19 protein-coding genes are annotated in these 24,952 nt (G+C 54.2%); 15 read left to right on the forward strand and 4 right to left on the reverse strand.

What is annotated here, in order from left to right; translation table 11 throughout:
* Window positions 1-67: 67 nt before the first annotated feature.
* Window positions 68-781, reverse strand: coding sequence for a DUF4272 domain-containing protein (locus CFLAV_RS13875; protein ID WP_007415371.1), 714 nt, complete (start codon window positions 779-781; stop codon window positions 68-70).
* Window positions 782-850: 69 nt separating this feature from the next.
* Complete coding sequence (locus tag CFLAV_RS13880; RefSeq protein WP_007415372.1) at window positions 851-2,002, reverse strand: WD40 repeat domain-containing protein; 1,152 nt, start codon at window positions 2,000-2,002, stop codon at window positions 851-853.
* A gap of 283 nt (window positions 2,003-2,285) precedes the next feature.
* Here CFLAV_RS13880 and CFLAV_RS13885 point away from each other — a divergent pair, with 283 nt between their 5' ends.
* The 3 genes from CFLAV_RS13885 (at window position 2,286) to CFLAV_RS13895 (ending at window position 7,878) form a co-directional block, all read left to right on the forward strand.
* Window positions 2,286-4,955 (forward strand): InlB B-repeat-containing protein, encoded by a 2,670-nt coding sequence (locus CFLAV_RS13885; protein ID WP_150107413.1) that lies wholly within the window; start codon window positions 2,286-2,288, stop codon window positions 4,953-4,955.
* Between the two features lie 283 nt (window positions 4,956-5,238).
* Window positions 5,239-5,634, forward strand: coding sequence for a hypothetical protein (locus CFLAV_RS13890; protein WP_007415374.1), 396 nt, complete (start codon window positions 5,239-5,241; stop codon window positions 5,632-5,634).
* Window positions 5,635-5,811: 177 nt separating this feature from the next.
* Window positions 5,812-7,878, forward strand: coding sequence for a hypothetical protein (locus CFLAV_RS13895; RefSeq protein ID WP_007415376.1), 2,067 nt, complete (start codon window positions 5,812-5,814; stop codon window positions 7,876-7,878).
* 168 nt (window positions 7,879-8,046) lie between these two features.
* Here the strand turns inward: CFLAV_RS13895 and CFLAV_RS13900 are convergent, their stop codons facing one another.
* A complete protein-coding gene (locus CFLAV_RS13900) occupies window positions 8,047-10,194 on the reverse strand; it encodes a DUF2330 domain-containing protein (protein WP_007415377.1) in 2,148 nt (715 codons plus the stop codon).
* A 367-nt stretch (window positions 10,195-10,561) separates the two neighbouring features.
* Here CFLAV_RS13900 and CFLAV_RS13905 point away from each other — a divergent pair, with 367 nt between their 5' ends.
* From CFLAV_RS13905 to CFLAV_RS13920, 4 genes are all read left to right on the forward strand, one after another.
* Window positions 10,562-11,776, forward strand: a complete 1,215-nt coding sequence (locus CFLAV_RS13905) for a HEAT repeat domain-containing protein (RefSeq protein WP_007415378.1) — start codon at window positions 10,562-10,564, stop codon at window positions 11,774-11,776.
* An 80-nt stretch (window positions 11,777-11,856) separates the two neighbouring features.
* Window positions 11,857-12,729 carry a HEAT repeat domain-containing protein gene (locus CFLAV_RS13910; protein ID WP_150107414.1) on the forward strand — a complete coding sequence of 291 codons (873 nt, stop codon included), beginning with the start codon at window positions 11,857-11,859 and terminating at the stop codon, window positions 12,727-12,729.
* Window positions 12,730-12,919: 190 nt separating this feature from the next.
* A complete protein-coding gene (locus tag CFLAV_RS13915; RefSeq protein ID WP_007415380.1) occupies window positions 12,920-13,525 on the forward strand; it encodes a hypothetical protein in 606 nt (201 codons plus the stop codon).
* Between the two features lie 133 nt (window positions 13,526-13,658).
* Window positions 13,659-14,036, forward strand: coding sequence for a hypothetical protein (locus CFLAV_RS13920; RefSeq protein ID WP_007415381.1), 378 nt, complete (start codon window positions 13,659-13,661; stop codon window positions 14,034-14,036).
* On the opposite strand, the gene CFLAV_RS37850 is transcribed toward CFLAV_RS13920, so the two are convergent.
* Window positions 14,009-14,251 (reverse strand): phage integrase N-terminal SAM-like domain-containing protein, encoded by a 243-nt coding sequence (locus CFLAV_RS37850; RefSeq protein WP_160164579.1) that lies wholly within the window; start codon window positions 14,249-14,251, stop codon window positions 14,009-14,011. The two genes, CFLAV_RS13920 and CFLAV_RS37850, sit on opposite strands and share 28 nt — an antisense overlap.
* 60 nt (window positions 14,252-14,311) lie before the next feature.
* On the opposite strand from CFLAV_RS37850, the gene CFLAV_RS13930 reads away from it, so the two are divergent.
* The 8 genes from CFLAV_RS13930 to CFLAV_RS32305 all read left to right on the forward strand — a co-directional run bounded on the left by CFLAV_RS13930 (window position 14,312) and on the right by CFLAV_RS32305 (window position 24,817).
* Complete coding sequence (locus tag CFLAV_RS13930) at window positions 14,312-14,965, forward strand: hypothetical protein (RefSeq protein ID WP_007415383.1); 654 nt, start codon at window positions 14,312-14,314, stop codon at window positions 14,963-14,965.
* Window positions 14,966-15,073: 108 nt separating this feature from the next.
* The gene (locus tag CFLAV_RS13935) at window positions 15,074-15,439 is read left to right on the forward strand and encodes a hypothetical protein (protein ID WP_007415384.1); all 366 of its coding nucleotides are present in this window, start codon (window positions 15,074-15,076) and stop codon (window positions 15,437-15,439) included.
* Window positions 15,440-15,623: 184 nt separating this feature from the next.
* Window positions 15,624-15,977 (forward strand): hypothetical protein, encoded by a 354-nt coding sequence (locus CFLAV_RS13940; protein WP_007415386.1) that lies wholly within the window; start codon window positions 15,624-15,626, stop codon window positions 15,975-15,977.
* A gap of 432 nt (window positions 15,978-16,409) precedes the next feature.
* Window positions 16,410-17,345 carry an MlaE family ABC transporter permease gene (locus tag CFLAV_RS13945; protein ID WP_007415387.1) on the forward strand — a complete coding sequence of 312 codons (936 nt, stop codon included), beginning with the start codon at window positions 16,410-16,412 and terminating at the stop codon, window positions 17,343-17,345.
* Entirely contained in the window at window positions 17,345-18,142 is a 798-nt protein-coding gene (locus CFLAV_RS13950) for an ATP-binding cassette domain-containing protein (RefSeq protein ID WP_007415388.1), read from the forward strand. The genes CFLAV_RS13945 and CFLAV_RS13950 overlap by 1 nt, the downstream gene beginning before the upstream one ends.
* Before the next feature lie 17 nt (window positions 18,143-18,159).
* Window positions 18,160-19,452 carry an MlaD family protein gene (locus tag CFLAV_RS13955; protein WP_007415389.1) on the forward strand — a complete coding sequence of 431 codons (1,293 nt, stop codon included), beginning with the start codon at window positions 18,160-18,162 and terminating at the stop codon, window positions 19,450-19,452.
* A gap of 53 nt (window positions 19,453-19,505) precedes the next feature.
* Window positions 19,506-20,516, forward strand: coding sequence for an ATPase domain-containing protein (locus CFLAV_RS13960; RefSeq protein WP_007415390.1), 1,011 nt, complete (start codon window positions 19,506-19,508; stop codon window positions 20,514-20,516).
* Window positions 20,517-20,941: 425 nt separating this feature from the next.
* A complete protein-coding gene (locus CFLAV_RS32305; protein WP_160164580.1) occupies window positions 20,942-24,817 on the forward strand; it encodes a PAS domain S-box protein in 3,876 nt (1,291 codons plus the stop codon).
* The last annotated feature ends 135 nt before the right edge of the window (window positions 24,818-24,952 follow it).

A 24,952-nucleotide genomic window follows, 5' to 3' on the forward strand; every position in this document is an offset into this window, starting at 1 on the left:
TTTCCCTGCGACTGGCAGGTGGGGCAAGTATTTGGGGAAAGTCTCATGAGGGGTGGGCCAAGCTGGTTTAGGTATCGGTGGAGACATCGTCCCAATCCTCGTCCTCGTCGCCGATCAGCCAGTGCAGGGCATAGTGGTGCTCGTAGGCGACATCATCATTCAGGTTGGAGGGGTTTTTTCTGCCATTTACCCGGGAATCAACGGTGGCCCAATGATAACGGTAAATAAGGTCAGCGTGATCCAGCAGCTCGTTCAGGTCACGCAGAGTTGCGCCGTCGATGAATTGCTCGGTCGTGCGGTTTTTAAGGATTGCGACCGCTGCAAGCACGTCGCATTGGTGGTCGGGTTTATGCAGGCTCTCGATATAGCCCAGAGACCAAAGAAGCACCCAGTAAGATTCATAGCGCCATGAAAAACGGTTCAGCATTTTTTTGGGAGGGTGGGGATCTTTTATGAAAACCATTTCCTTGGGGGTGAAGAACGTATCAGCATGGTATTTCTTAATGAGGTCGTTAGTTTCCTCCGGTCCGGCCCCGTCGGCTTTCTCAGCGACAATGCAGAGAGCAATAGCTCGTTGCGCCACCTCTTTCCTGGACCGGCGGACGGCGGTTTTGGAATCCTCAATGACAGGAAGGTTTTCCATAACCGGCACGCCATCCTTTTTAAGCAAGGCAATGGACCGGGCTTTTCGAGCGAGAGCTTCCGGTTGACTTCTGGAGCAGGCAGTAAGCAAACAGAGTGCTACGACAACGTAGGCGTAAAGTATGCGCGTCCTCAGCATGATGAAGAGATTTATCGAAAAGGAGTTGGTTGTGCAAGGGGCGAATACCGCGACGAGCCGTCGGAAATGTCACTGCGGCGCAATGACACGAAAGAAGGCGTTGGGGTATTGGTTGGAGATGGTGAAGGATTGGTTGGTGGAGGGAGTGCCGAGGTCTTGCCACGGATCGGTAAGGTTCGTTTTGAACTGGGGTTGATATGGGCCAACGCCGCCATTCCAACGCAGGGTCCAGCCGTTGGGTTGCAGAAGGAACGGGTGGAAGGCGATGGGGACGCGAGCAGCGAAGAGGTGTTGCGAGGAATGACCGTAATAAAACGCAGATCCATCAGGGGCAAAGGTGATGGCACGGGATTCATTTGCGGAAATCCCATCGGTAAAGGATGCAATGAGGGCGCCGCTTTGGACGCTGCGCAAAACAAGGTTGGTGCCCGCCGAAAGCGTGGTCAGGCCATCGGGAGAGAAGGCGACGGAGTTGGCGTTCTCGGGATAGGTGCGGAGCAGAGCGCCATCAGTGACGCGGAAGAGTTGCACGGAGCTGGAGAAATTGAGGAGCGAGTTGGCGGTGGCGATGCGGGTGCCATCCGGTGAGAAAGCGAGTGAGCCGATGGAATAGGTTTGAGCGGTTGGCACGGCCCAGAGGAGATTGCCGGTGGCGACATCCCACATTTTGAGGCGGGTATCCTGGCCGCGAAAATCGGCGCTGGAGGCAAGTCGGGTGCCATCAGGGGAAAAGGCAACGGCGGGAATTTCATTTGTGCCAGCGGTCCAACTGCGGATCAGGCCGAACTTGGGGAGGGAGCGGAGTTCGACATTGGCTTGGGAGCTGAGCGCGATCATGGAGGAGTCGGGTGAGAAGGCGATGGCGGGGCCTTGCTGATGGGTGACAAAGCCGGAGACAAGCGTCCAATTCGTGGTTTCCCAGAGGGTGACCGTACGGTCACCCGAGCCGGCGGCGAGGTAGCCACCGTTGGGAGAAAAAGCGAGTTGGCCGATCCAGGATGTGGGGCCGGAGAGGGAATGCGCCAGGGAGCCGTTGGTGGCATTCCATACTTGCACTGGAGCGTTGGTGCCGGCAGTGGCCACCAGTCTGCCATCGGGTGAGACGGCGATGCCGTTGAATGGGGTGCCCGGCGTGGACTTTTGCCAAAGGATGTCCGGCGTGCCCTGGGAAAAGGCGCTTATCGCGATAAGCAGAAAAATGGATAAGATTCCAACTTTCATGAGATTCGACTTCGCAAACGGCAATGATTGCAGCGATAAAACGGGACTGCGATCTTGAATGGCTTCTGAAGGAGGATAGCACGTTTGGGAGGAAAGGAAATGTGTGTTTGAAGGCACAGGGAGGAGTTGCCAGAGGCAACGATTTCCACGTATGCGAAATGAATGGATGGAAAGCAGGGACTTGGCACCGGGGTTGCTTTTGCAGGACTGAATGAAGGTATCTCTAGGGTTGTTACTGGGTGTTAAACAATTTGTGGGCGTGAGGCGCTCAAATTTATTGATCATGGGCTGCTTGTTGGCGGGGCTTTGGTGTGGTGGAAGGCCTTCGGTGGCAACCGCAAGCACGGGGCCAACGGGGTTGGCGGGGCTCACGAACCCGGTGGTGTTTGTCACCCAGGTGCCGATTCCGAGAGAGCTTAACAGCACGGTGTCGAACACGTTTCTTTCCGTTGTATCATTATTTGGCAATCAGTGCTCGGACACCGCGCGAGCGGGACGCGGCGGGGATTTGTGGCTGTTGTATACGAATGGCACGTTGCTGAATCTCACGCATGCGGCGGGTCTTGGGATGAGCGGGGTGCAACATACTAATGGCATTGCGGTGCGTGATCCTCAGATTCATTGGGGCGGAGGCAAGGTGCTCTTCAGTATGGTGGTGGGTGCGCCACGATTCTCGGGCGATACTAATATTTTCTTCTGGCAGCTCTATGAACTTACGAACCTGACCGCGGTGGTGGCGAACTCGAATGTGGTTCCCGCGATTGTGAAAGTTCTCAACCAGCCGACGAATTACAACAACGTCAGTCCTTGCTATGCGACGGATGGGCGGATCATTTTCATGAGTGACCGGCCGTTCAATGGGCTGACACATCTTTATCCGCAGCGCGAGGAGTATAAGGGTGCGGCGTCCATAACCGGCGTCTATAGCATCGATCCCACCACGAACGATTTGCGTGTGCTGGAGCATACGCCGAGCGGCGCGTTCAATCCGTTTATAGACAGTTTCGGCCGGCTCATTATGACGCGGTGGGACCATTTGGTGGTGGACAGTAATTCGACGGATGATCGGCTGGGTCGCGCAACGAATGGGTCATTGAACTTTTCATCGGAATTGCCGAATGCAACCATCCTGACAAATCTGGTGGAGTCCTTTCCCGAGCCGCGAAATTTTGATACGAACGCATTGAATGCGCTGAACATCAATGGGAATACATTCAACCAGTTCTTTCCCTGGATGCTTTCGCAAGATGGTGGCAATGAGGAATTGCTGAATCATGTCGGCCGGCATGAGTTAAACAAAACCATCCCCACCACGTTTCGGGCGGATTTGGATTTGGTGCCGCTGACGAATAATACTGCAGCCGCGCGTGCGGGAGCGGGAATCGTGAGCGCGAATACAAACTATCTGGATAACTTTTTTCAAATCGCCGAGGACCCGCGCCAACCGGGAACGTATTTCGGCGTCGATGCGCCGGATTTCAGTCCGTTTGGTGGCACCCATACAGCGGGGCAAATCATCACGCTTACGGGCGGGATTTCGCTGAATCCGACGGGCATGGTGGTTTCGTATATCACGCCCAAGATTTCCAATCTGGCAGCGACGCCGGGAGTGTATCGTAATCCGCTGCCGATGTCTGATAAGTCCCTGGTCGCGGCTTACACTGGCGCAAATGCAGTGGATACGAACTCTGGAACCGCAAACTTGATTATTCCGGCATACCATTTTCGTTTGATGACAATGACGCCCAACGGCGCGACGTGGACGACGAACAAACTGCTGACCAGCGGCATTGCGGGCAGTGCCGTTTATTGGGACGACACCACGTTGGTGACGAATACGAGTACTTTGTGGGAATTGCAGCCGGTGGAGGTGACATCGCGCTCCGTGCCGCAGCCGTGGAATCCGGGAGTGGCGAGCGTGGAGGCGCAGGTTTTCAGCGAGGAGAATGTGGATCTAAATACTTTCCAGGCGGATCTCAAGGCTCGTGGGCTGGCATTGGTGATCAGCCGCAATGTGACGGCGCGGGATGCGGCGGACAAGCAGCAGCCGTTCAACCTGCGGGTGCCGGGCGGGGCCAGTTCGATTGTGCCGGGCGGTCATACCAATTATGACATCACGCATTTGCAGTTTCTGCAGGCGGATTATCTGCGCGGATATAATTACAATACGACAAACATTCAGCCGGGCCGGCGCATTCTGGCCACGCCGATGCATGATACGGCCAATTTTAACCCGCCGAGCAGCCGGCCCAATGCGCCGTTCGGTGGCAGTGAATTGATGCCGGATGGGTCGCAGGCAACGATCGTGCCGGCGGGACGCGCGGTAACGTGGCAACTGACGGGCACCAACAATAATTTGAGCATTGTGAAGGAGCGTTTCTGGCTAACTTTCCGCCCCGGTGAAATTCGCACCTGTGCGAATTGCCACGGCATCAACGACAAGGATCAGCTTGGACGGCCATCACCAACGAATCCGCCGCAGGCATTGCGTGAATTGCTGCGTTATTGGAGAACGAATGGGGCAAGCACGTATCAGTTGACTGTCAGCCAAGGGAGTGGGAGCGGTGCGTACGGAGCCGGTTCCATTCTCAGCCTGACAGTGCAGGCGGCACCTTCCGGTCAGAAATTTGATCATTGGGCAGGGGCGGGCGTGAGCAGCCCAGGTGCAATGACCACGTCGTTCATCATGCCGGGCAGCAATGCGGTGGTGAGTGCCACGTATACGAATCTGCCAGCGCCGCAGATTACTGCAATACAGCCAGCGGCGAATAATCAGTTGCAGCTTTCTGTGCAAGGGGTTGCATCGCAGGTTTATGTGATTCAAATATCTGATGATTTGGTGACGTGGTCGAACGTGAGCACGAATGCAGCGGATGTTAATGGGGCTTTGCACTGGTCTACGCCGGTCAATTCGGCGGTGCCTAAGCGGTTCTTCCGGGTGACGTTTCCCTGAGGAGCAACCACGAATAAAGACAAAGGCCTCGGGCCTCATGAGCGTTGAGCACAAAGGCTGCAAATTGCTGATAGCGAAATAGCTGCAGATTATAGTGATATTTGAGGACATGCGGATTGAACGTGGGTGCATTGGAGGCGTCAAACCTATTCAATGATTTGTTCTCATTGAAAGTGTGTGGGCCGGTCTCAGCAATGGGGTCGGCCCTTTGGTTTTTTGTAGGACAAAGGAGGAGGGTAGAAACGTCGCCCGTCTGACTGCGAGGTCGTGCTAGAGGTATTGCGTGAAAGTTTTGATCCAAAATATTAAGACCGGAAAGTACCTGGCTAAGAACAACAAATGGGTGACGTCTGAGGCCCAGGCCGTGGATTTGTGCAAGTTGCCAGTCGAAGTGGTGCGCAGCATCAAGGGCAATGAATTTCGCGCGGTGCTTTACGTTGCGGGGGAGAAGGGGAAGCCGGGGTTTACTTTTGGAGCCGGGAATTTTCTGAAGAGTTTGTGTGAGTTGAAGCCGCTGGAAGCGCCGGATACGCATTACCTGCGCGCGGCGCAGGGTTGGAATGAGCTGGGAAATCCGGTGGAGGCCTGCAAGGAGTTGGGGCAGATCACGCCGACGCAGTGGGCGCATCCAGAGGTGATGGAGGTGCGGGCGAAGATTGGGCTGAGTGCGGGGATGTGAGGGTGGGCCTGGGACCATGTGGGCTTTGGTGCAATAAAATTTTTGCACAATGAACATGTTCCGGAGAGAAATGGGGTGCGGGCTCTGTCTGATGCAAAAAGTGTTTGAAGAGAGGGCGTTGCCAAGGGATGATTCATTCATGAACACGATCTTCCTGGCCTCTACTGGCGGCGCGATATGAGATTTTTTCTGGTCCTGTTGTTGTTGCCGTTTTGTTCGTTGGCAAAGGACATTTATCAGATCCACCCGCTTTCGGAGCGGGAGGTCTTGAAAACTTATACCCTGGTTCTGCGCGATGCCTGCCGTCATGCCGACCAGGACTGGAAGAGTTCGGCGTCAGATCCGGCGGTGGGCTACTGGGGCGACGGGGTTAGCAGCGGGAATCAAGGCATCCGGACCATCGCCAACATGGTGCTGGCTAGTGGAACATTGCTCAAGTATGACGATGGGCTCAGTGAGGGAGAACGACGGGAGTTGTTGGCCAAAGCCACGGCAGCGCTACGTTACGCCACGGCCACGCATGTCACCGGCACACAAAAATGCACGAATGGCAAACAGTGGGGTGCGACGGAGAAGTTTGGTTCCGAGAGTTGGCAGTCGGGCATGTGGACGGGGACGCTCCTCTTTGGCGCGTGGTTGATGTGGGACAAATTGGAGCCCGGGTTGCAGGAAGGCATCCAGCGCGTGGTGGCTTCGGAGGATGATATTTTGGCCAAGCGGACGCCACCGACCGGACTTTGGTTGGATACCAAGGCCGAGGAAAACGGGTGGGAAGTGCCGTGCCTGGTCCTGGGTGAATTGATGTTTCCCTCGCATCCGCACGCCGCTGCCTGGCATGAAACGGCGCAGAAGTACATGATGAACACGCTTTGCACCGCGGCTGATCTGGAGGACACCAGCCTGGTGGACGGGCGGGCCGTGAACCAGTGGGTGCAGGGCGCGAATCTGCAACCGGATTTTACGCTCGAAAACCACAACAAATTTCATCCCGCGTATGTCGGGTGCAGTTCCTATTTTTTGACGCAGGCGGCGATGTATTACACTTATGCCGGCCGGCCTATTCCGCAGGCGGCGGCCCACCATCTCATGGACACTTGGCGGATGTTTCAGACAGTCCTTTTGCCGTGGGGCGAGGCGGCTTATCCTCAGGGGATGGACTGGGAATTGCACGCCCTGCCTTACCTCAACCTGTTTGCCACGCTGGCCACGCATGGGAAGGATCCGCTCGCCGCACACTTCGAGCAGAGGAGTCTGCAATATCTTCGTGCCTGGCAGGTGATGAAGCAGGGGGATTTGGCCGTTCCTGGCTCGAAGCTCGGAATCACGCGCCACTCGGTCAACGCCGAGCAGGCGGCCTATGGCTTCATTGCGCATAAAGTGTTCAGACCGGCGACGAAGGAATTGAGTGACCGGGCTGCCACGACCTGCGACCAGGGCGTGTGGGAGTATCGTTATGTGGACTTTGTTGTTCATCGCACGGGGAAGAAGTTTGTGACTTTTTCCTGGAAGAACCAAATCATGGGCCAGCTCATTCCGATTGGAGAAGGTCACGAGGGGAATCCCGAGTTCACGGTTCCGATCCTGAACGGATTGGTTGGATCGTTTGAACTGGCTCCGGCTGGTGATGCCAAAATGACGGTTCAGGAACATTCGTGGAAAAAGACGCTGGACGGTTTTGAGACGACCGGGACGTTGTTGATTAATGGCGGACGGTTGAAGCAGACCGTGAAAGTGACTTCGATCGGGGAGCAGGCGGTGGTTTATCAAGACCAGGTCACGGCGGTGAAGGATGTCACGGTGAAGAAAGCGCTGGGAGTTCCGGTGGGTATCGAAAACGACCAGATCAGCGGTGGCATGCGGGTGGTGTCCGATCAGGATGGCCAGATAATCTTTGATGCGCAGAAGCCCCGGCAGCTTGCGGCTATTCCCGGAGCTTGGGTCAACGTGGATGGCAGGTTGGGCGTCGTGATGATGGCGGGAGAGGGAATGGCTTATGCGCAGGCTTCCGGGTATTCGCCGGGGATTTCGGTATGTGCGGATTCGCTTTATGGCTCCTATTCTGATCAGCCGAAAAAGTTCAAGGCGGGTGAGGAAGCGGCGCATCGCGTGGTGATCTTTTTTGTGGAGGCCACGGCGAAGGAGACATCGGCGCTGGCGAAATTGTGCAGGATTGAGGAGAAGTCCGGGGGCAAGGTGCTGCGGTTTAAGCAGGGGAAGAAGGTGGTGGAGGTGCCGTTGTTTTAGAAACTGCCCGGCTGTCTCTTCGCGTCCGAAGTTTGGTGAAGAGGTTGCAGAGTCATTGACGAAATGGAAAACAGTTGAAACGGTTGGGAGTGCGCAGAGGGCGAATAACCCCCAGTTGAAACAGGGGGTTAATGAGAAGAGGCGGGGACTGATGAGCTTTGCCAGCGCTTATTCTTTATTTTGATCGACCGTTTGTTTCGGGCGAAACGATGACTTGTTTGCCTTCCACCAAGCTTGCCATTTGGCAGGGTCATTTTCGGACACATCGCCACCGGTGATTTCCCGCAGAACAAAGAAAGCGCGGTTCCGCACGAGTTTGTTGGTATCGGTGAGCAGCGGAAGGATCAATTCCACCGCTTCGGCATCACCGGTGCTCTGCAGGTTTTTTAGTCCCATGAGACGGGCCATTGTTACGGGATTTTTTAGGAGGCCTAAAGTTTCGCTGGAGGGAAGGGCCGCCCATGGGTTGCCGGGCACCTGAGGACCGTCGCGTAGGAGGGCATAGGCCATGCCACGGACTTCGGGGTCCCGGCTGCTCAGGAATGGCAGAATTTCCACTCGTGGTACCTCCTGGGAAGAGATCCTGGCGCGCATCTGGAGGAGCGCATGCAAAGCGCCGGTCCGGACGTCTTCGTTCGGATCTTTTAACAGCCGCAGTGTCTCTTGGAAAACTTTATCCGAAGGGGCATACCTGTTTATCCAGGTGGCAATGCCGATTGAGGACATCCGAACGTTTGGGTCAGGATCCCGTGTCAGCGCCAGATAGAAGGGAGTTCTATCCACAGACTCGTTATCAAGGAGTCCGCAGGCTTCCTGCCGAATCTCGCGGTTGGGATCTCGTAGGAGCGCTATAATTGTATCAACAACCCGGCTCACCGTATTGGCATCGAGGGCGCGCAACGTGTGAAGGCGGATCGCGGGCGTTGGATCCTTCAGAAGTACTGCCAGGGTGTCGCCAAAACCTGGTGTACGACTTGTCTCAATTCCGATGACCGCGTTGAGACGTTCGACGGAGTTTGTGCTGCTGCAAGCCTGAGTCAAATAGACCTGCGCCTTTGGACCAAGTTGGCCCAGGATTTGTGCGGGGATTTGCCCCACGGGTTGGCTCAACGTGCGAGCGAGCGCGGGGAACGCCGGCTCGAATTCGAGATCGCGCATATCGGCCGAAGCGAACGTGTGAACCAGCTTGGTGAGATACCAGTCTCCATTTTTCAAGCGCGAAAAACTTTTGCGGCAAGCAGGAAGTTCTTTGTCATTCACTCGCAGACATTGAAGCAACTCTCCCGGTGGCGCATAATAGATTTCGCTGAGTTCATCTTTTTGCACAGTCCTCTCCCCTTCACTCGCCAGAGCCAGAAGCTCCTCCCGAGTGTAGTCGCGAAGGCGTTGCCGAATCGGATCTCTAGGATCTTTTGAGTAAAACGAATCCAAGAACATCTGAAGTCCGAGCGCACTCATATTCTGATGCGACTTCTGACGACTTTCCTGCCGCGCCGACTTTTCCGCCTCCCATTGGTTATATTTTTGGCCGAGCCTCTCGACGGACTGTCCATAAATAAACCGACTCAGCAAGGGTTCTGCCGCAATGACGTAAAGAGAGACCTCGGAAGGCTTGCCGCCAACCGCTGAAATTTTCAAAGGGAAAACAGCTTTTGGGGTGTCGAAGCTGATCAACAACGGGTGCAGTTCCCCGCTGGAAAGCTTGGATTGAAGTGTCGTGCGGGCGGTGGCCGCGCCTGGAGCTTCCTTCGGCGAGGTGGCAGGCACTTTCTTGAAACCAAGTCCCTTATTCAACTCGATCTTTGCGGCGATGAAATACCAGCCCAGTCGAATATATTCCTCCACTATTTCGGATTTTCCTTCGGGGAAGGAATACGCGTGAGCCTTGAGCCACCGCTGCAGACTGCCGGCGTCCTTGGGAGAAAGAATGGACACTTCATACGCGCCGACGGTCTTGATTTGAATTACCTTAACGTCCTCAGCCGATCCGCCGTTTGAAAGCGTGTCAAGGCCGCGACCTCGCCCCCAGCCTTCACCAGACCCGAAGTGTCTCTGCGTCAATTTGCTTAGCTCATAGAATGGCCCCATGGTCCCTTCCCGGACGTCTGGCAGGTTTGGCGTTGGGATCAGCCAACCAAAATCTTCCAGCGGTCCCTCATACTTCACCTGGAGCAGAAGGTCCTCGCGACCGGCGTCGTGGAAGATAATCGCTTTCTGTGTAGGTTCGTTTATGTCAATGGCCTTGTTCCATTTGAAAACAAAACAACCGTCAGCCAAGGCGGAGGCCAGGCTCAAGGCAGCGAGAATGGCCATCATGACAACGCATTTGATCAAAGAATGGCATTCTGCCGCGCAAGCAGATCGGTGAAATTTCCCAAGTGGTTCGTTATACCCCGCTCTCATGGGGCGAAGATTACGCTTGAAGGCGGAGAGTGAAAAGCAATAAAGGCTGCTTTGGCGACATGACGGATTGCCTAATTTGCCCAGCGGTGCCCCTTTAGGGATTCGAAACTATTCAACAGGAGGGCGCGGAGAGAACGGAGGTTTGGGGATGGTTGCGTGTTGCGTGTTGCGTGTTGCGTGTTGCGTGTTGCGTGTTGCGTGTTGCGTGTTGCGGCGGGGCGTGTTGCGGCGGGGCGTGATTAATTCTCGATTTGGGGAGGTGGTTTGGTAGGGTGGGGGCGTGGGGAAGAAACGGCTCACTTTGATTTTGACGCTGCTCGCTGGTGGCGGAGTTCTTTTATTCGTGATGATGCTGGGGGCTCGGGAGCCGCAATATGAAGGGAAGGGGCTCAGCGCGTGGTTGGAAGATTTACGTCAGAATCCGCCGAGAGCTGGCGTATATAATCCTGCCGTTGATGCTTTGCGCGAGATGGGAACCAACGCGGTGCCCTACCTGGTCAACCTGCTGCAAGCGAAAGATTCCCGGATCAAAATTGCCGCTGCATACCTGCCTTGGTGGCAACGGTGGACAGGTTTTGATTTTCAATGGGCACATGAAAAGCGAAGTGCTGCACTCCGTGGGATACGAGTCCTTGGACCAAAAGCCAGAGGTGCAATCCCAATGCTGGCGGAACAGATGAGTGGAGATAGCATCGCTGCGGGACATAGAGCGCAGGAGGTTGCTTATACCTTGTCCGAGGTGGGGGAGGAAGCCATTCCGGTTTTGGAAGCGGCGCTGACCAACCCAAATCAATTGAGTCGGTGTGCAGCCATAATGGCCTTGGGCAGATTTACCTCCAGAGGGGATGTGGTGGTGCCAATATTAATACCGATGCTCAAGAGCGGGAGCGTAATGGAGCGAAGTGCAGCAGCCGATGCCTTGGAAGAATTTCCTGAACAAGCGGAGGTGATTGTGCCCGCACTCATGGGATGTTTGGAGGATAGGAATGAAACCATGCGCCAAAATGCAGCTCGTGTGTTGGTGGGTTTTGGTGAGAAGGCGAAGCCTGCCTTCCCTCTACTACTAAAAAGAGCCGGGAGCGGAGGTTACAATGAAAGCATCACTATGACAGGAGCTTTGATGAAGATAGATTTAGAGGTGACGATTTCCTGCCTGGTTAAAGATCCAGAATCTCGGGGAACAAATGTTCGGAGAGGGCCTGCCTGGAGGTTAAAGGTGGCCGGGAAGGATGGAATTGTGGCCATGCTAGCTTTGATAAAATGCCTGGAGGATGAGAATGACACGGTCCGTCTGAATGCCTGGGTGGCGCTGCAGGAGATTGGGGGGCAGCCGGATATTGTGGTGCCAGCGTTGACGAAGAAATTGAAGGATTCCGATGCACAGGTCAGGAAGATTGCGGCAGTGGCCCTCGGTGCAATTGGGGAGCGATCGAAAGCGGCAATGCCAAACTTCTTGAAACTGATAGAAGCGAATAAGGACAATAAGCTGAAGTAAGTTGAGATAGTTGAAAGGAGAGAGATTACGGCGGACAAGAATTTTTGTTCGGAGGTGTTACAGCCAGGATACATATTTTAATGAGCAGAAGAAGAATCATGGGGTTGATGGTTTCGCTGGTAGTGGTGCTGGCAGTGGCGGCGGCGGGGTGGATGGCGTACGCGGGACGAGAGCCACGTTCTGAGGGAAAGAGTTTAACGGAGTGGTGTCGGCTGTATTCGCAACACGAGACGTCGGGGTGGCAGCGGACGGGGAAATTTCATGTTCCGGGAGAAACGCCCGGTGAGGCGCAGCTGGCGATTCGGAAGATTGGGACGAATGCTTTGCCACATTTGGTGAGGATGGTGGGAGCAAAGGATTCGCCGCTGAAAGTGAAAATATGGATGTTGCTACGTAGACAATCGGTGGTGCGGATTCCCTTGATGGCCAGGGAAGAGCGGCCGTTGGCGACCTGGGGATTTGATGTTTTGGGAGCAGAAGCGAAACCGGCGGTGCCAGCCTTGATTCAATTGATGGATGATAAGGATATGATGGTGCGAAGGATGGTGATGATATGTTTGGAGAAAATCGGGCCGTCGGCGAATGATGCTGTGCCGGTACTGAGCCGGGCTTTGGACGATCCTGGCCTAAAAATGCGTTCCACGGCATTGTATGCGTTGGTATCGGTGCATGTGCCGGGTGACGAGGTGGTGCCGAGGCTCATAAAGAAGGTGGAGTCGTTGCGGAAAGACGGGAGCGGTGATTACGTAGACATCATTTATATGTTGGAGAAATTCGGGCCGGATGCCAGGGCGGCGGTGCCGACCTTGTTGAGCATCGCCCGGGAGGAAATCGGGGCGAGTCGGATGGCGGCGACGAACGCGTTGATGCGGATTGAGCCTGATGTGGCGAAGGTTATGGTCCCACAAAAGGATTTTGAGGAGGAAATCAGCCCGTGGATTAAGAGGGATTGAGGGGAAGGAGATCCATCCGGAGTCGGTGAGTGGCGAGCCTAGGTTGGTCGTCCGGCCTGTAAAGCCTGGATGTTTTTCGACTGCATGCCCAAGAGCGTCTTTGTAGAAAGAGATACTTGCGTGAAAGGCTTGATTTTGGGTGCTGGCTGCGGCATCGTTCTGAGCAGGAGCACTCAAACAAAACCCGAATATGAACGCCAATCGAAATTATTACTTCGCGGCACTAGCACTATTGGTCGCCATGGTTTTCGTCGCTTTTAGCACCGGCACCGCACAGGAAACCGCGCAGCCAAAAGCACCGCCACCGAATCCATACAGTTACGATCCATCGACAAACAAAGCCGATGTGGATGGCTGCAAACAGAACCTCGAAAAAATTGCCGCCGCGATTGTCGCCTACCGAAAGGATCACAAGGAGGTTCCCAACTGGCTCTCGGATTTAGTCCCGCAATATCTCCCAGCGGAAGCGTTGATTTGCCCGGTTACAAAGGAGACGGAGCGCCTCTCACCGTTTGGGGCTCTCGATCCGAAGCTGCGTTGCTCGTATCTCTACGAGTTTCCATCCACCCCAATCACGGACGTCGTCAAGAGTGCATTTCCCGGCCCGATGATGACTACGCGCCAATGGAAGCAACAGCAGATGGGGGTTGTTGGCTCTGAAGTGCCCATCACCCGCTGTCTCCTGCACGACCCGGTGCTCAATCTCTCGTTTGGCGGTCGCATCTACGAGAGCCCGGTGATCTGGGAGAACAACTTTCTCGATGTGGCCCGCATGGAAGATTTCAGGCCTCACTGACATGTGGCGAACGGGGGCTAACCATGCGCTGCAGCGAATGGAGGTGGGCGTCACCACTTTTTCGGTATTCATTCCACCATTTTCATTTACGAACCGCCGGTTGGATATTAATTGTTAGCCGCACTACACGCACATGAAACACATCACCATTATCCTCCTGTTGTTGGCCGCGGCGTCGCTTGAAGCACTGGCTGATGGTATCCCGTTTCGATCTTTTCGCACGAGCCGAGTTTCCGTGCCAGCGACCGTGCTTGCGCTCACGAAGGAGCAGATGTCATCACTTACGACCTCGAACCGTTTCATCACACTAACGGCCGACCAGCGCACTCGCTTGCAGCGCGATGTGAGTTTCGTGCCGGAACGGTTGGAGGTTTACCCATTGGAGTGGGCACAGGACACTTGCACTTGTGAGATTCTCAACTTGGGCATCCGCTACACCAAGACCAAGATTGAAGTTCCACATGGCTTGCTTGGCCGGACACTTCAGGACAGAAAGTTTTGGCAACGATGACCGCACCGCCTAACCATGTGAGAGGCTGTGTGAAAACTCCCTGCGCGATTGGGCGGTGAGTAATGGAACGGGAAAGTATTTTCCGGGATCAGAGTGGTCACAGCATCTTTATAGAAAAAGCTAACCGCGTTAAAGGCTTGATTCAGGGTGCTGGTCGCGACACTCTTCTGAGCCAGAGACGTCAGAAACTGTTTCAGTTTTTGCTTACTCGACAAATTAGAAGGAAGCCCTTTTATGCGAACCGCCGTTTGTATATTAATTATTAGGCATCACCCATGCACCTCGCTAGAACCATCGCGCGCATGATTGTTTTCCCGATGGGACTCTCCTACAGGAGGCCTGTTGAAATCGCTTGGCTGGTGTCAGCCGTTCTCACTTTGTTGTTTTGCGCCGCGTTATCGCTCCCCGGCGTCGTCGACAACGTCATATCAGAGAGGTTTCTTTCATCCCTCCACTTGGTTCTTCGACAGCATCAGCCTTGGTTAGGCCGATGGGAAGCATCGTTGCGACTGGTGTTTGAGGTGTTTACAGCTCTTTTCATCGGTGGGTCGGTCTTTGCCAAGTCGGCAGCGACCTCGATCGAAAAGCGCCTAGAGGCATATCAGACTCATCTACTTACCAAGTCGCGCACCCAGCGGAACGATATAGAGCGCAACGCTTATCGCGTGATGCGCAAGACGCATTATCTTGTTACCACCTCCACGCTCAAAAACGTTTGGCGGCGTATTCCAAGATTGATGCAGCTGTCATTCGAATCCTATTCATTGTTCGCTCAGCAGACCTTCTGGTCATATGTTCGGTTCGTTATTGTCGCACTGCTTACAAGCTTCCCTGGCGGCATGTATGGTTTCCTTGCTTTCGTATTCTTGACCCTCGTATGTACCGTCAAGCTGATTCAGATTTATCTTACCGCAATGTCTAAACTATGAGGCCTAATTATGCACTGCAGCGAGCCCGGCCATCGCGCTTCGGTTGCAAGCGGGCACCCTTGTGGGCCGGGTCGATGAGCTTGGAGCGTAGGCAACAAGCGAGCGCGTATGGAAGGCGATGATCAAAACAGCGATCCGGTGAGCGAGATACTTTCTTCGATTGAGGAGGCAGCTTTGGATTCTGACCCGTCATCAGATTCTGATTCGCCCAGAGATGTTTGGTGGTTGCGATGGCTGAAGTATGTTTCGATTATTGCCATGCCAGCCATTATTCTCGGCCTTGGTTTTCTGTTTGAGGATTATATTGGGCAGTATCACGCGGACACTCATTATCAGCGCGACATGGCACAGCGACACGTCGAGCATGATACCATCGGTTCCATGAAGTTTAGGTTTTGGATGGGAGTTGGTGTTGGCGGGAGTTTGGGAATGATTTATGTCGTGCGTTGTATTGTTCGGAGAGTTGATCCATGAAATTGCTGCCTGACAAGTCGCCGGAGCCAAACGCGGTTGGTGCTGACCGTTTGAGTTCCCAACGCGGCCACGAGTTAGTGGCTCCAAAAGGGTTGTTCGCTGCGCGAATTGTGGGTGCTGTCGCGGTTCATGTCACGAGTCGGCGGTGGCTCAGTTTTCTACGTTAACGGCAGCACAATTTCGTATGAACGACAGAATTATTGAATATCTCTGGAAGAAGCTGAGTAAATCAAAGTTCGGCCGATTTATGGCAGCCTCGTTAATTGGTGGTCTGTTCGGATTGTCGGCTGGAGCATCGCAGTCACATGAGTTGTTCACGATCGCTATGGCGACTGCAGGCGGGGCAGTCATCGCGCTCATTGCCGTTGCCATTCTCGAAGCACTGGACGCCGGACGGGCGAGCACACCTCATCAACGTGAGACTCAAAGGGAGCAGCTTCCACCGCACCTTACACCTCCAAAAATCGATGAAGTAAAGACAGCACCTGTGCCGCCGCGCCAAAGTTCACCCATTCCCCAATCACATTCTGATCCATGATGCCGCCTATACCGAATGCCAGAATTAATTTCCGAAATGGGGAAAAGAAACAGAATGAACGAAGGAAATAAATTTGAGGAATGGAAACTGAAAAGTCATGGCTTTGGGGGCCAGGAAATTCATTAGTCGTTGGCTGTAGGGTGCTTTTGATTTGAGGCGGCGTTGTCGGCCTGGTCGCTATCTAAGGATAGCGCCTGCGGCCTCCGCCTTCCTCAAACCAAAATCCCTCCTGCCATTCGGAAATTTCTTTTGGCATTCGGTATAACAAGAAAAGGAATGTAGATAACCCGGCGTGAAGCGGAGGCATTCGGTATAGTTCGAGAATGGGTTTTTGCGTGGGGGATAAGAAGGGCTAATTGATCCGTTGGTTGGGAGGATTTGCAAAAGGGAATCAAATGCTGAGCGAGATGCAGCGAAATGGAATGAGGATGAGTGTTTTTGGTTGGCGGATATGAGGTAGGTTTTACCCTGCTTGCAGTGGTGGGGCAAAGCACATACTCTGGCAGCGTGGAAAAGGGCAATGTCAGCGGGATGAATGTGCCGGAGCGGCACTATTTGTTGTGGGCACCATTGCCCCGGGCTTATTCGAATTACTTCGGTCGCAAGGTGATTCGTTTTTTGCTGACGATTCAGGGATTGGGAGCTTTCTTTCTGATCACGCTGGGGGTGATCTTCACGAAGTTTCGCAGGGCGCGGAGTGTGGTTTGGCCTTTGATCTGGCAGGAGTTGAATCGGTCGGGGGTGAAGTTGTTGCCTATGTTTTTGTTTTTGTCGCTGGCAATGGGTTTGGTGGTGATCGGGCAGGCGGTGTCGTGGTTGACGCGGGTGAATGCGGTTCAGTATTTGGGGACGATCATGGTGCTGGTGGTGGTGCGGGAGATTGGGCCGATGTTGACGGCGTTGCTGGTGTTGGCGCGGGCGGGGACGTCGAATGTGATTGAATTGGGGACGGCGCGGGCATTGGGTGAGGTGGAAGCGCTGGAGGCGTTGGTGATTGATCCGATACATTACCTGGTGATGCCGCGGGTGATCGGGATGGCAATTGGGGTGTTTTCGTTGACGGTGTATTTCATCCTGGGTTCGTTGTTGAGCGGGTATATGTGGGCATTCCTGCAGGATGTGCCGTTGCGGCCGACCGATTATTTTGAGCAGCTGGCGGGGGCGTTGTCGTATACCGATTTTATCGTGCTGGGGACGAAGTCGATTTTGTTCGGAGTGATCATTTCGGTGATTACGTGTTATCACGGCCTGGCGCAGCCGTTGCAGTTGGAGGAGGTCTCGAATGCGACGGTGCGGGCGGTGGCGCAGAGTGTGATTGCCTGTGTGGCCCTGGATGCGCTGTTTATTGTCATTTACCTGGTATTGTGATGCAAACCCCGCCTGATACAGCGCCTGAAGGAACCCCGGTGATTGAGATGCGGGGGGTGAACATCGGGTCGTTGATGAATCCAAAGGTGACGATGTTGGAAGGGGTGGATTGGACGGTGCAGGCGGGGGAGTTTTGGGTCATTGCGGGGATGCAGGGATCGGGGAAGAGCGATTTGCTCTCGACAGCGGCGGGTTTGATTTCACCGCAGGGCGGGGAGTACCGGTTGTTCGGGAATGAGATGCCGATTTTCGAAGGGCCGCTTTTGAAGGAGCGGTTAAGGATTGGATTGGTGTTTGATGGGGGACAGTTGTTTCATCATTTGACGGTGGGGGAGAACGTGGCGTTGCCCTACCGATATCATAAGGGATTGTCGATCCAGGAGGCGGAGCCCCGGTTGAGAGAGGTTTTAAAGCTGACTGGCCTGGAGGATTGGGCGGGCAGTACGCCGGGGGCGATTGGGCGCAATTTGAAGAAGCGGACGGGTTTGGCCCGGGCGTTGATACTGGAGCCGGAGGTGTTGTTGCTGGACAATCCGTTAGGCGGGTTGGATCTCAGGCAAACGAGCTGGTGGCTGGGACTAATGGATCAATTGGCCAAGGGGCATGAGTTCTTGAAGGGTCGGCCGACCACATTGGTGGTGACGACGGATGATTTAAGACATTGGCGAGGCAGGCCCAAGCAATTTGCAATTTTACAAGAAAAGAGATTTGTAGCGTTGGGGAACAAACCGGAAGAGGCGATGGCGGCGCATCCGATAGTAAAAGAGTTGTTGGCAGAGGAATTGCCGGATATTTAGACAAGACAACTAACATTATGGCGTTGCAAGATCTGACCCCACAATTAAGAACCCGGCTCAGCCATATGGAACGGGCGGTAGGCTGGTTCGTGCTGCTGGCGACACTTTTATTGCTTGGTGGTTTTGCGTATTACCTTTACACAACCGCGAAAAACAAAGGGTGGTTTTTGATCAAGGTGCCTTATTACACGTTCACGGACCGGGCTACGGGATTGAAGGTGGGCGACCCGGTTCAGTTGATGGGATTGTCGGTTGGCCACATCACTGACATACAACCTCAGCCACCATATGATTTGGAACACAACATTTGCATCGATTTCGTCATCGTCCACCCGTACGACGGTTATCTTTGGACGGAGGGGTCGCATGCGAAGGTGACGGCTGCGGCCCTGGATTTGTTGGGCAAACGGGTGGTGGAAGTGACCAAGGGGACGAACGGGTATCCAACTTATATATTTAGCCCGCTCCATACGAACACAATGGCGGAAATTGAGCGTTTGCCAAACCGCGAGGAATATGTTTTGGCACAGGAGGTATGGGCCGTGGTCAACTCGAATTCAACAATGGTGGCCAAAGCCCTGCTGCCCTTGACGAATGGCGTTCTGGAGAAGATTCGACCATACGTGACTGCAGGACTCACCATCACCCCCACAAATCAACAAAGGAACAAGCTCATGGCGGTTTGGGACGATCACAACGCCTGGTACGTGGCTTTTAATGGGCGGAACCGTTATGGCTTGGTCCCTGACGAATCGCCCGCGCTAACGGATCGCGCAGAACGGTTGGTTGCTTCTGTCGAGGCGGCATTGCCTAATATCCTGGGACTGACGAACCAGCTATCGGCCACGCTCTCCAACAGCGCGAGCATGACCTCCAACCTGAATGTGGTGGCGCAAAGCATTCAACCGGTCATCACCAACATGACGTTCATTACGGCACAACTACAAGGCCAGGGAACGCTGGGCGATTGGCTGATTCCGACAAATATGCACCGGCAACTGGACGTGACGTTAACGAACGTGAATACAACGGTTTCAGATGCGGATTCCAATCTGGTGGTGCTGGCTGAAAGCTTGACGAAATCGCTCAATAATCTGGCCGATGTGACGAGTAATTTGAATGGGCAGGTGCAGGCCAATACAAACATTTTGACCCATCTCTCGGATACAATTGTACATAGTGATCAGTTCATACAAGGATTGAAACATCATTGGCTGCTCCGATCGGCGTTCAAGACCAAGAAAACCAATTCGCCTCCCGCCAAGGTGCATCTCCAACTGGAATCGCCCAAGTCGGCCACCGAAAAATGACCCCTTATTTGGGCTTGTCATTTGCGATTTAACCCGTAAGCATCGATTTACTTATGACGCACACCAAACGACGTGGCGGGCTCATTAAATCGGCAACCGGAATTCCGGGCTTCGATGAAATTACAGGCGGTGGTTTACCCGAGAACAGGACAACTCTAGTCATGGGTGGGCCAGGCAGTGGCAAGAGCGTGTTTGCGCTGCAAAGTTTGGTGGAAGAGGTTCGCAGGGGCGAGGCTGGCGTTTTGGTGAGCTTCCAGGAGAGCCCTCGTCAGATTGTGGAGAATGCCGCCACTTTTGGCTGGGATCTGGCGGAACTGGAAAAGGATAAGTTGGTAATTCTGGATGCGCGGATTCGCCCCAACACCTTCAATTCGATTGAATTGTATTTGAGTGGCATGCTGGCTGGGATACGGGTGGTAGCCAACGAAATGCGTGCCAAACGGATTGTTTTTGATTCTTTTGATGCCTTTTTGGCGCTCCTGGGAGACCGAACAACCGAGCGGCATGAGATTGCCCGCCTTCGAGATTGGTTGCTGGAGAGCGGGTTAACGTCAGTAATCACCTCCCAGAGCGAAGTGGAGGATATGTTTCTGACTCCGCGACAGACTTCGATGCAGTTCATGGCCGACTGTGTGGTGCGTTTGGATTATCGGATTACAAATCATACTTCGTCCCGCAGTTTGCGAGTGCTGAAATATCGTGGGTCGGGTTTTATTGAAAACGAGTTTCCTGTGGTTATTGGGGACAAGGGAATGGAGCTAACCAGCACTGGGATCGTCGAGTCGGTTCGGCGCGTCCACAAAGAGCGTGTGAACGGGGGTATCCAGAAGGAGATAGAAGGTGCCCAGGGCAAGTTCAAAGCTCAAATCGAATCGTTGAGCAGGAAATTGGAAATCAAGCAGGCAGAATTGGATTTTCTTAAGACCAAGACAAGTTCCCAGGCACGGCCGGCAAGGCAGGGCAAGCAAACTTCGACGAAATCTACCGTTCGTAACCGAAGTGGCAGAACCGTCCGGAAGTCGTTAGAAACCACTTCAGCTGCACTCTCGCCTCAAAAGCCTTAACTAAAATTGTTCGGGCTCAACTCTTGTGATTGCGCACAAGCTAAACTGTGTGCAAGCTACTGTTGTGCAGGGGCATGCTTGAACGGGTTTTCACGTGGAATTCAACTTGCTGCACAAATTACAACGAACGCATAGCTGCGCTGACCTTTTACTTTGATGGCCGGTAATTTCTTGGGCATGAGGGCGGATAGATATTTGGGCGCGGACTATATCGAATGCCAAAATTAATTTCCGAAATGGGGAAAAGAAACGGAATGAGAACGGGGAACAAGTTTGAGGAAGAAGAGATTCATTAGTTATTGGGAGCAGGGTGCTTTTGATTTGAGGCGGCGTTGTCGGCCATGGAAAGTCTTTGCCTCAAGCACTAATGCATGCGGGTGGTCCCGAAGCTTTTGGCTGGGTGGAGAAGATTTCTGCATAAGCTCATGAGCCAACCGTTGCGCATCTTAATTGTAGAGGATTCCATTCCCGACGTGGTGCTCCTTGAGGCTGAGCTGCGCCGACAAGAAATCGCCTTTCAATCCTGCCAGGTTCATGGTCGAAAAGCCTTTCAGGAGGCATTAAAGAGCTTCGGTCCCGACGTTGTGCTGGCGGATTATGCCCTGCCCGGATTCAATGGCTTGGAGGCGCTTAAAATTTGGCGCGAGCATACTGCGGAACTGCCGTTCATCAGTGTTTCAGGCTCGATCGGAGATGAGAATGTGATGCAGCTCATCCAGGCGGGAGCAACCGATTTCGTATCCAAAGAGCGCCTGTCGCGGTTGGGGCCGGCCATTCAGCGCGCTTTACGGGAGGCAGCGGAGAGGGCCGAGAAACTGGAGACAGAAAAATTATTGCGCAACAGTGAGTCGCGTTTTCGGGCGATCTTTCATGGTGCAGGCACGGGAATAGCGGTTGAAGATTTGAATGGCCGGATTGTGGAGGCCAACCGGGCGTTGCAACTTATGTTGGGCTATACAGCCGGGGAGTTGCAGCAGATTACCCGTAAGGATTTTACCCACGCCCGAGATCACAGGGAAGAGACACAACACATTAAACGCCTGATCTCCGGGGAGTCAGACTTTTACCAGGTGGAGAAGCGCTTTGTGCGCAAGGATGGCCGGATTATTTGGGGACGATTGACTGTCTCCATGGTGCGGGATGCTTCCGGCCAGCCGCAGTTTCCGATCGCGATGATCGAGGACATCACCGAGCGGCAGAGAGCGGAAGAGGCTTTGCTTCAATATGCTGCGATTGTCGAGTCCTCCACGGATGCCATTATCAGCACGACTTTTGACGGGGTGATCTTCAGTTGGAACCCGGCGGCAGAGCGCCTGTACGGCTACAGCGCTGCTGAAGCCAACGGACGATCCATTTCGATGACTCTGCTACCAGAAAAAGAGGAGGAGTTTTTCGCCCGGCTGGAACAGGTGCGCCGGGGAGAGCGGATTGAGGCATTTGAAACGACCCGTTTGCGGCGGGATCAGAGTATGGTGGAGGTGTCCATTACCACTTCGCCGATCAAGGATGCCTCCGGGAAGGTGATTGGGGTATCCTCCATTGCGCGTGACATCACCGAGCGCAAGCGTGCGGAGCAGGCATTGCGTGAGAGTGAGGAGAATTACCGCCGGCTGGTTGAGTTGGCGCCGGATGCGATTTTGATTCAGGCAGATGACCGGTACGTTTACCTGAATAGCGCAGGGCTGGAGCTGTTTGGGACGACCGATCCGAGCCAGATCATTGGCAAGAGTTCCTTCGATGTCACCCACCCGGATTATCATGAAGCCCTGCGGCAGAGGCTGGCCGAACTGAGTCAAGGAAATGGCGTGCCATTGTTGGAAGAAAAGCTGATCCGGCTGGATGGCAGCGTGGTCGATGTGGAGGTCACTGCGATTCCTTTTGCCTACCGAGGAAAGCCGGCGATCCAGGTCGTGGTGCGCAATATCACCGAGCGCAAGCGGGCCGAGGAGGCATTGCGGAAAAGCCAGGCAAGTCTGGCCCGGGCGCAACGCATTGCGCACTTGGGCAACTGGGAGCGCGATCTGGAAACCAACCATCTCACCTGGTCGGATGAGACTTATAGAATATTTGGATTTGAACCGCAGCAGGTTGAGGTTACTTACGAGGCATTTTTAGCGCGAGTTCATCCAGAGGATCGGGAACTGGTCAGGAGAGCGAGCGAAGAAACCCTGCGGTCATGCGCCTCGCACAGTATTGATCATCGCATCGTTTTGCCGAATGGCGAAATCAAGACCGTCAATGAGCAGGCGGAGGTGGTGAGCGATGAAAGTGGCAAGCCGATACGGTTTGTGGGAACGGTTCTGGACATTACGGTGCGGAAGCGGGCGGAGGTGAGAAGCGCGGCATTTGCCAGGTTGGGGGAGCGATTGAGTTCGGCGACCACGGATGTTGAGGCGGCGAGGATTATTGTTGAGGTGGCGAATAATTTGCTGGGATGGGACGCGTGCAGTCTGGATATTTGCCATGCGGGGCATAGAACAGTCACGTCGATTTTGGTGATGGATTTGATTGATGGCCGGAAGGTGGATGTGGCGCCGCGTTATAGAAACGAAGCGCCCGGTCCGCTATTGCGCCGGATTCTGGAATCCGGCGCAGAATTGATAATTCGCAAACCTCCTTTTAAAAGCTCCGCAGAATTTACTCAGTTTGGAGATAAATCGCGGCCTTCCGCCTCGCTTATTTTTGTGCCGGTGAGAAATGGCGCGAAGGTTATTGGGGTGTTGTCCATTCAAAGCTATACGCCCAACGCGTATACCGGGGAGGATTTGCAGACTTTGCAGGCATTGGCGGATCATTGCGGGGGTGCGCTGGAGCGAATCCGGGCAGAGGCGGAAAACCAGAAATTGGCAGCATTTCCGCAGTTCAATCCGAATCCCGTATTGGAACTCTCTGCGGAAGGAGAAGTGAATTATTTCAACGATGCGGCATTGCAGATGGCCAAGTCGCTTGGGAAACAGCATCCTTCGGAATTCCTGCCGCAAGAAACCCGGGAAATTGTCAGGCAATGTCTTGCGACTGGAGAAAGCAGCCTGAGGCACGAAATCGTGATGGACAGCCGGACAATTTCTTCATCGTTCTTTCCGATTGGCGCAATTGGCGTCGTGCATTGTTATGTTGCTGATATTACGGACCGGCAAAACCTGGAGGCGCAGCTGCGTCAGTCACAGAAGATGGAATCAGTGGGACAGCTTGCGGGGGGTATCGCGCACGATTTTAACAATATCCTTACCGTTATTCAGGGGCACGGGTCATTGCTGGGCATGGTGGAGCATCTGCCGAAGGAAGCGCAGGATTCCGCGCAGCAGATCATTCTGGCAGCCGAGCGGGCGGCAAACCTGACGAAGCAATTACTGACGTTCAGCCGACGCCAGGTGATTCAGCCGAAGGAATTGGACCTGAATGAGGTCATCAGCAACATGACCAAGATGTTGCGGCGCCTGCTTGGGGAAGACATCACGTTGCAGGTGAATTATGCGCCGAGCCTGCCGCAGGTGCATGCCGATCCGGGAATGATGGAGCAGATTTTGCTCAACCTCGCGGTGAATGCCCGCGACGCCATGCCCAAGGGTGGTCGGTTATTAATTTACAGTTCAGCGATGACACTGGATCAAGGGCAGGCACTCCGGCATCCAGGGGCGCGCGCGGGCGAGTATGTTTGCGTCACGGTAAAGGATACCGGCACGGGCATTGCGCCTGAGCATGTGCCGAAGATTTTTGATCCATTTTTTACCACGAAGGATGTGGGCAAAGGGACCGGGCTGGGGCTGGCAACAGTGTATGGCATTGTGCAACAACATAAGGGATGGATTACCGTGGATAGCACCGTGGGCAAGGAAACCATCTTCCAGATTTTCCTGCCCGGCAGCGTTTCCAAGGCAGCCAGTTCCCTGGCTGGTCCGGCCGTTGAGACTAGGGTGCAGGGCGGGGCGGAGACGGTCCTGGTAGTGGAGGATGAGACGCCATTGCGGGTGCTGGTGCGAAACGTACTCGAAAGATATGGTTATCGAGTGCTGGAGGCGGTCTCGGGGCCGGCGGCGTTGTCGGTTTGGCAGGAGCATAAAGATGAAATCAGCCTGCTGCTGACCGATATGGTCATGCCACATGGGATTACTGGGCGGGAACTGGCTGAGCGATTGCTGGCTGACAAGCCGAAATTGAAAGTGATTTATTCCAGCGGCTATAGTCTGGCGGTGGTCGGCGCGGATATGGTGTTGCAGGAGGGGTTGAACTTTTTGCAGAAACCGTATCATCCGCGCAAGCTGGCGCAGGCGGTCAGGGATTGTTTGGATGAGGGCCGATGAGGTATGAGGCCCGGCGTTAAAAGTTCGGTTGCAAGAATCTGTCTGGCAGTGGCGGTCATTTTCTTTTGCCTGGGATTTTTAGTTTCGTGTGCGTGCCCTGGATGGTATGCCTGCGCGACTTTGTTTGCTGGCTTG

Source organism: Pedosphaera parvula Ellin514 (assembly GCF_000172555.1).
Lineage (GTDB): Bacteria > Verrucomicrobiota > Verrucomicrobiia > Limisphaerales > Pedosphaeraceae > Pedosphaera.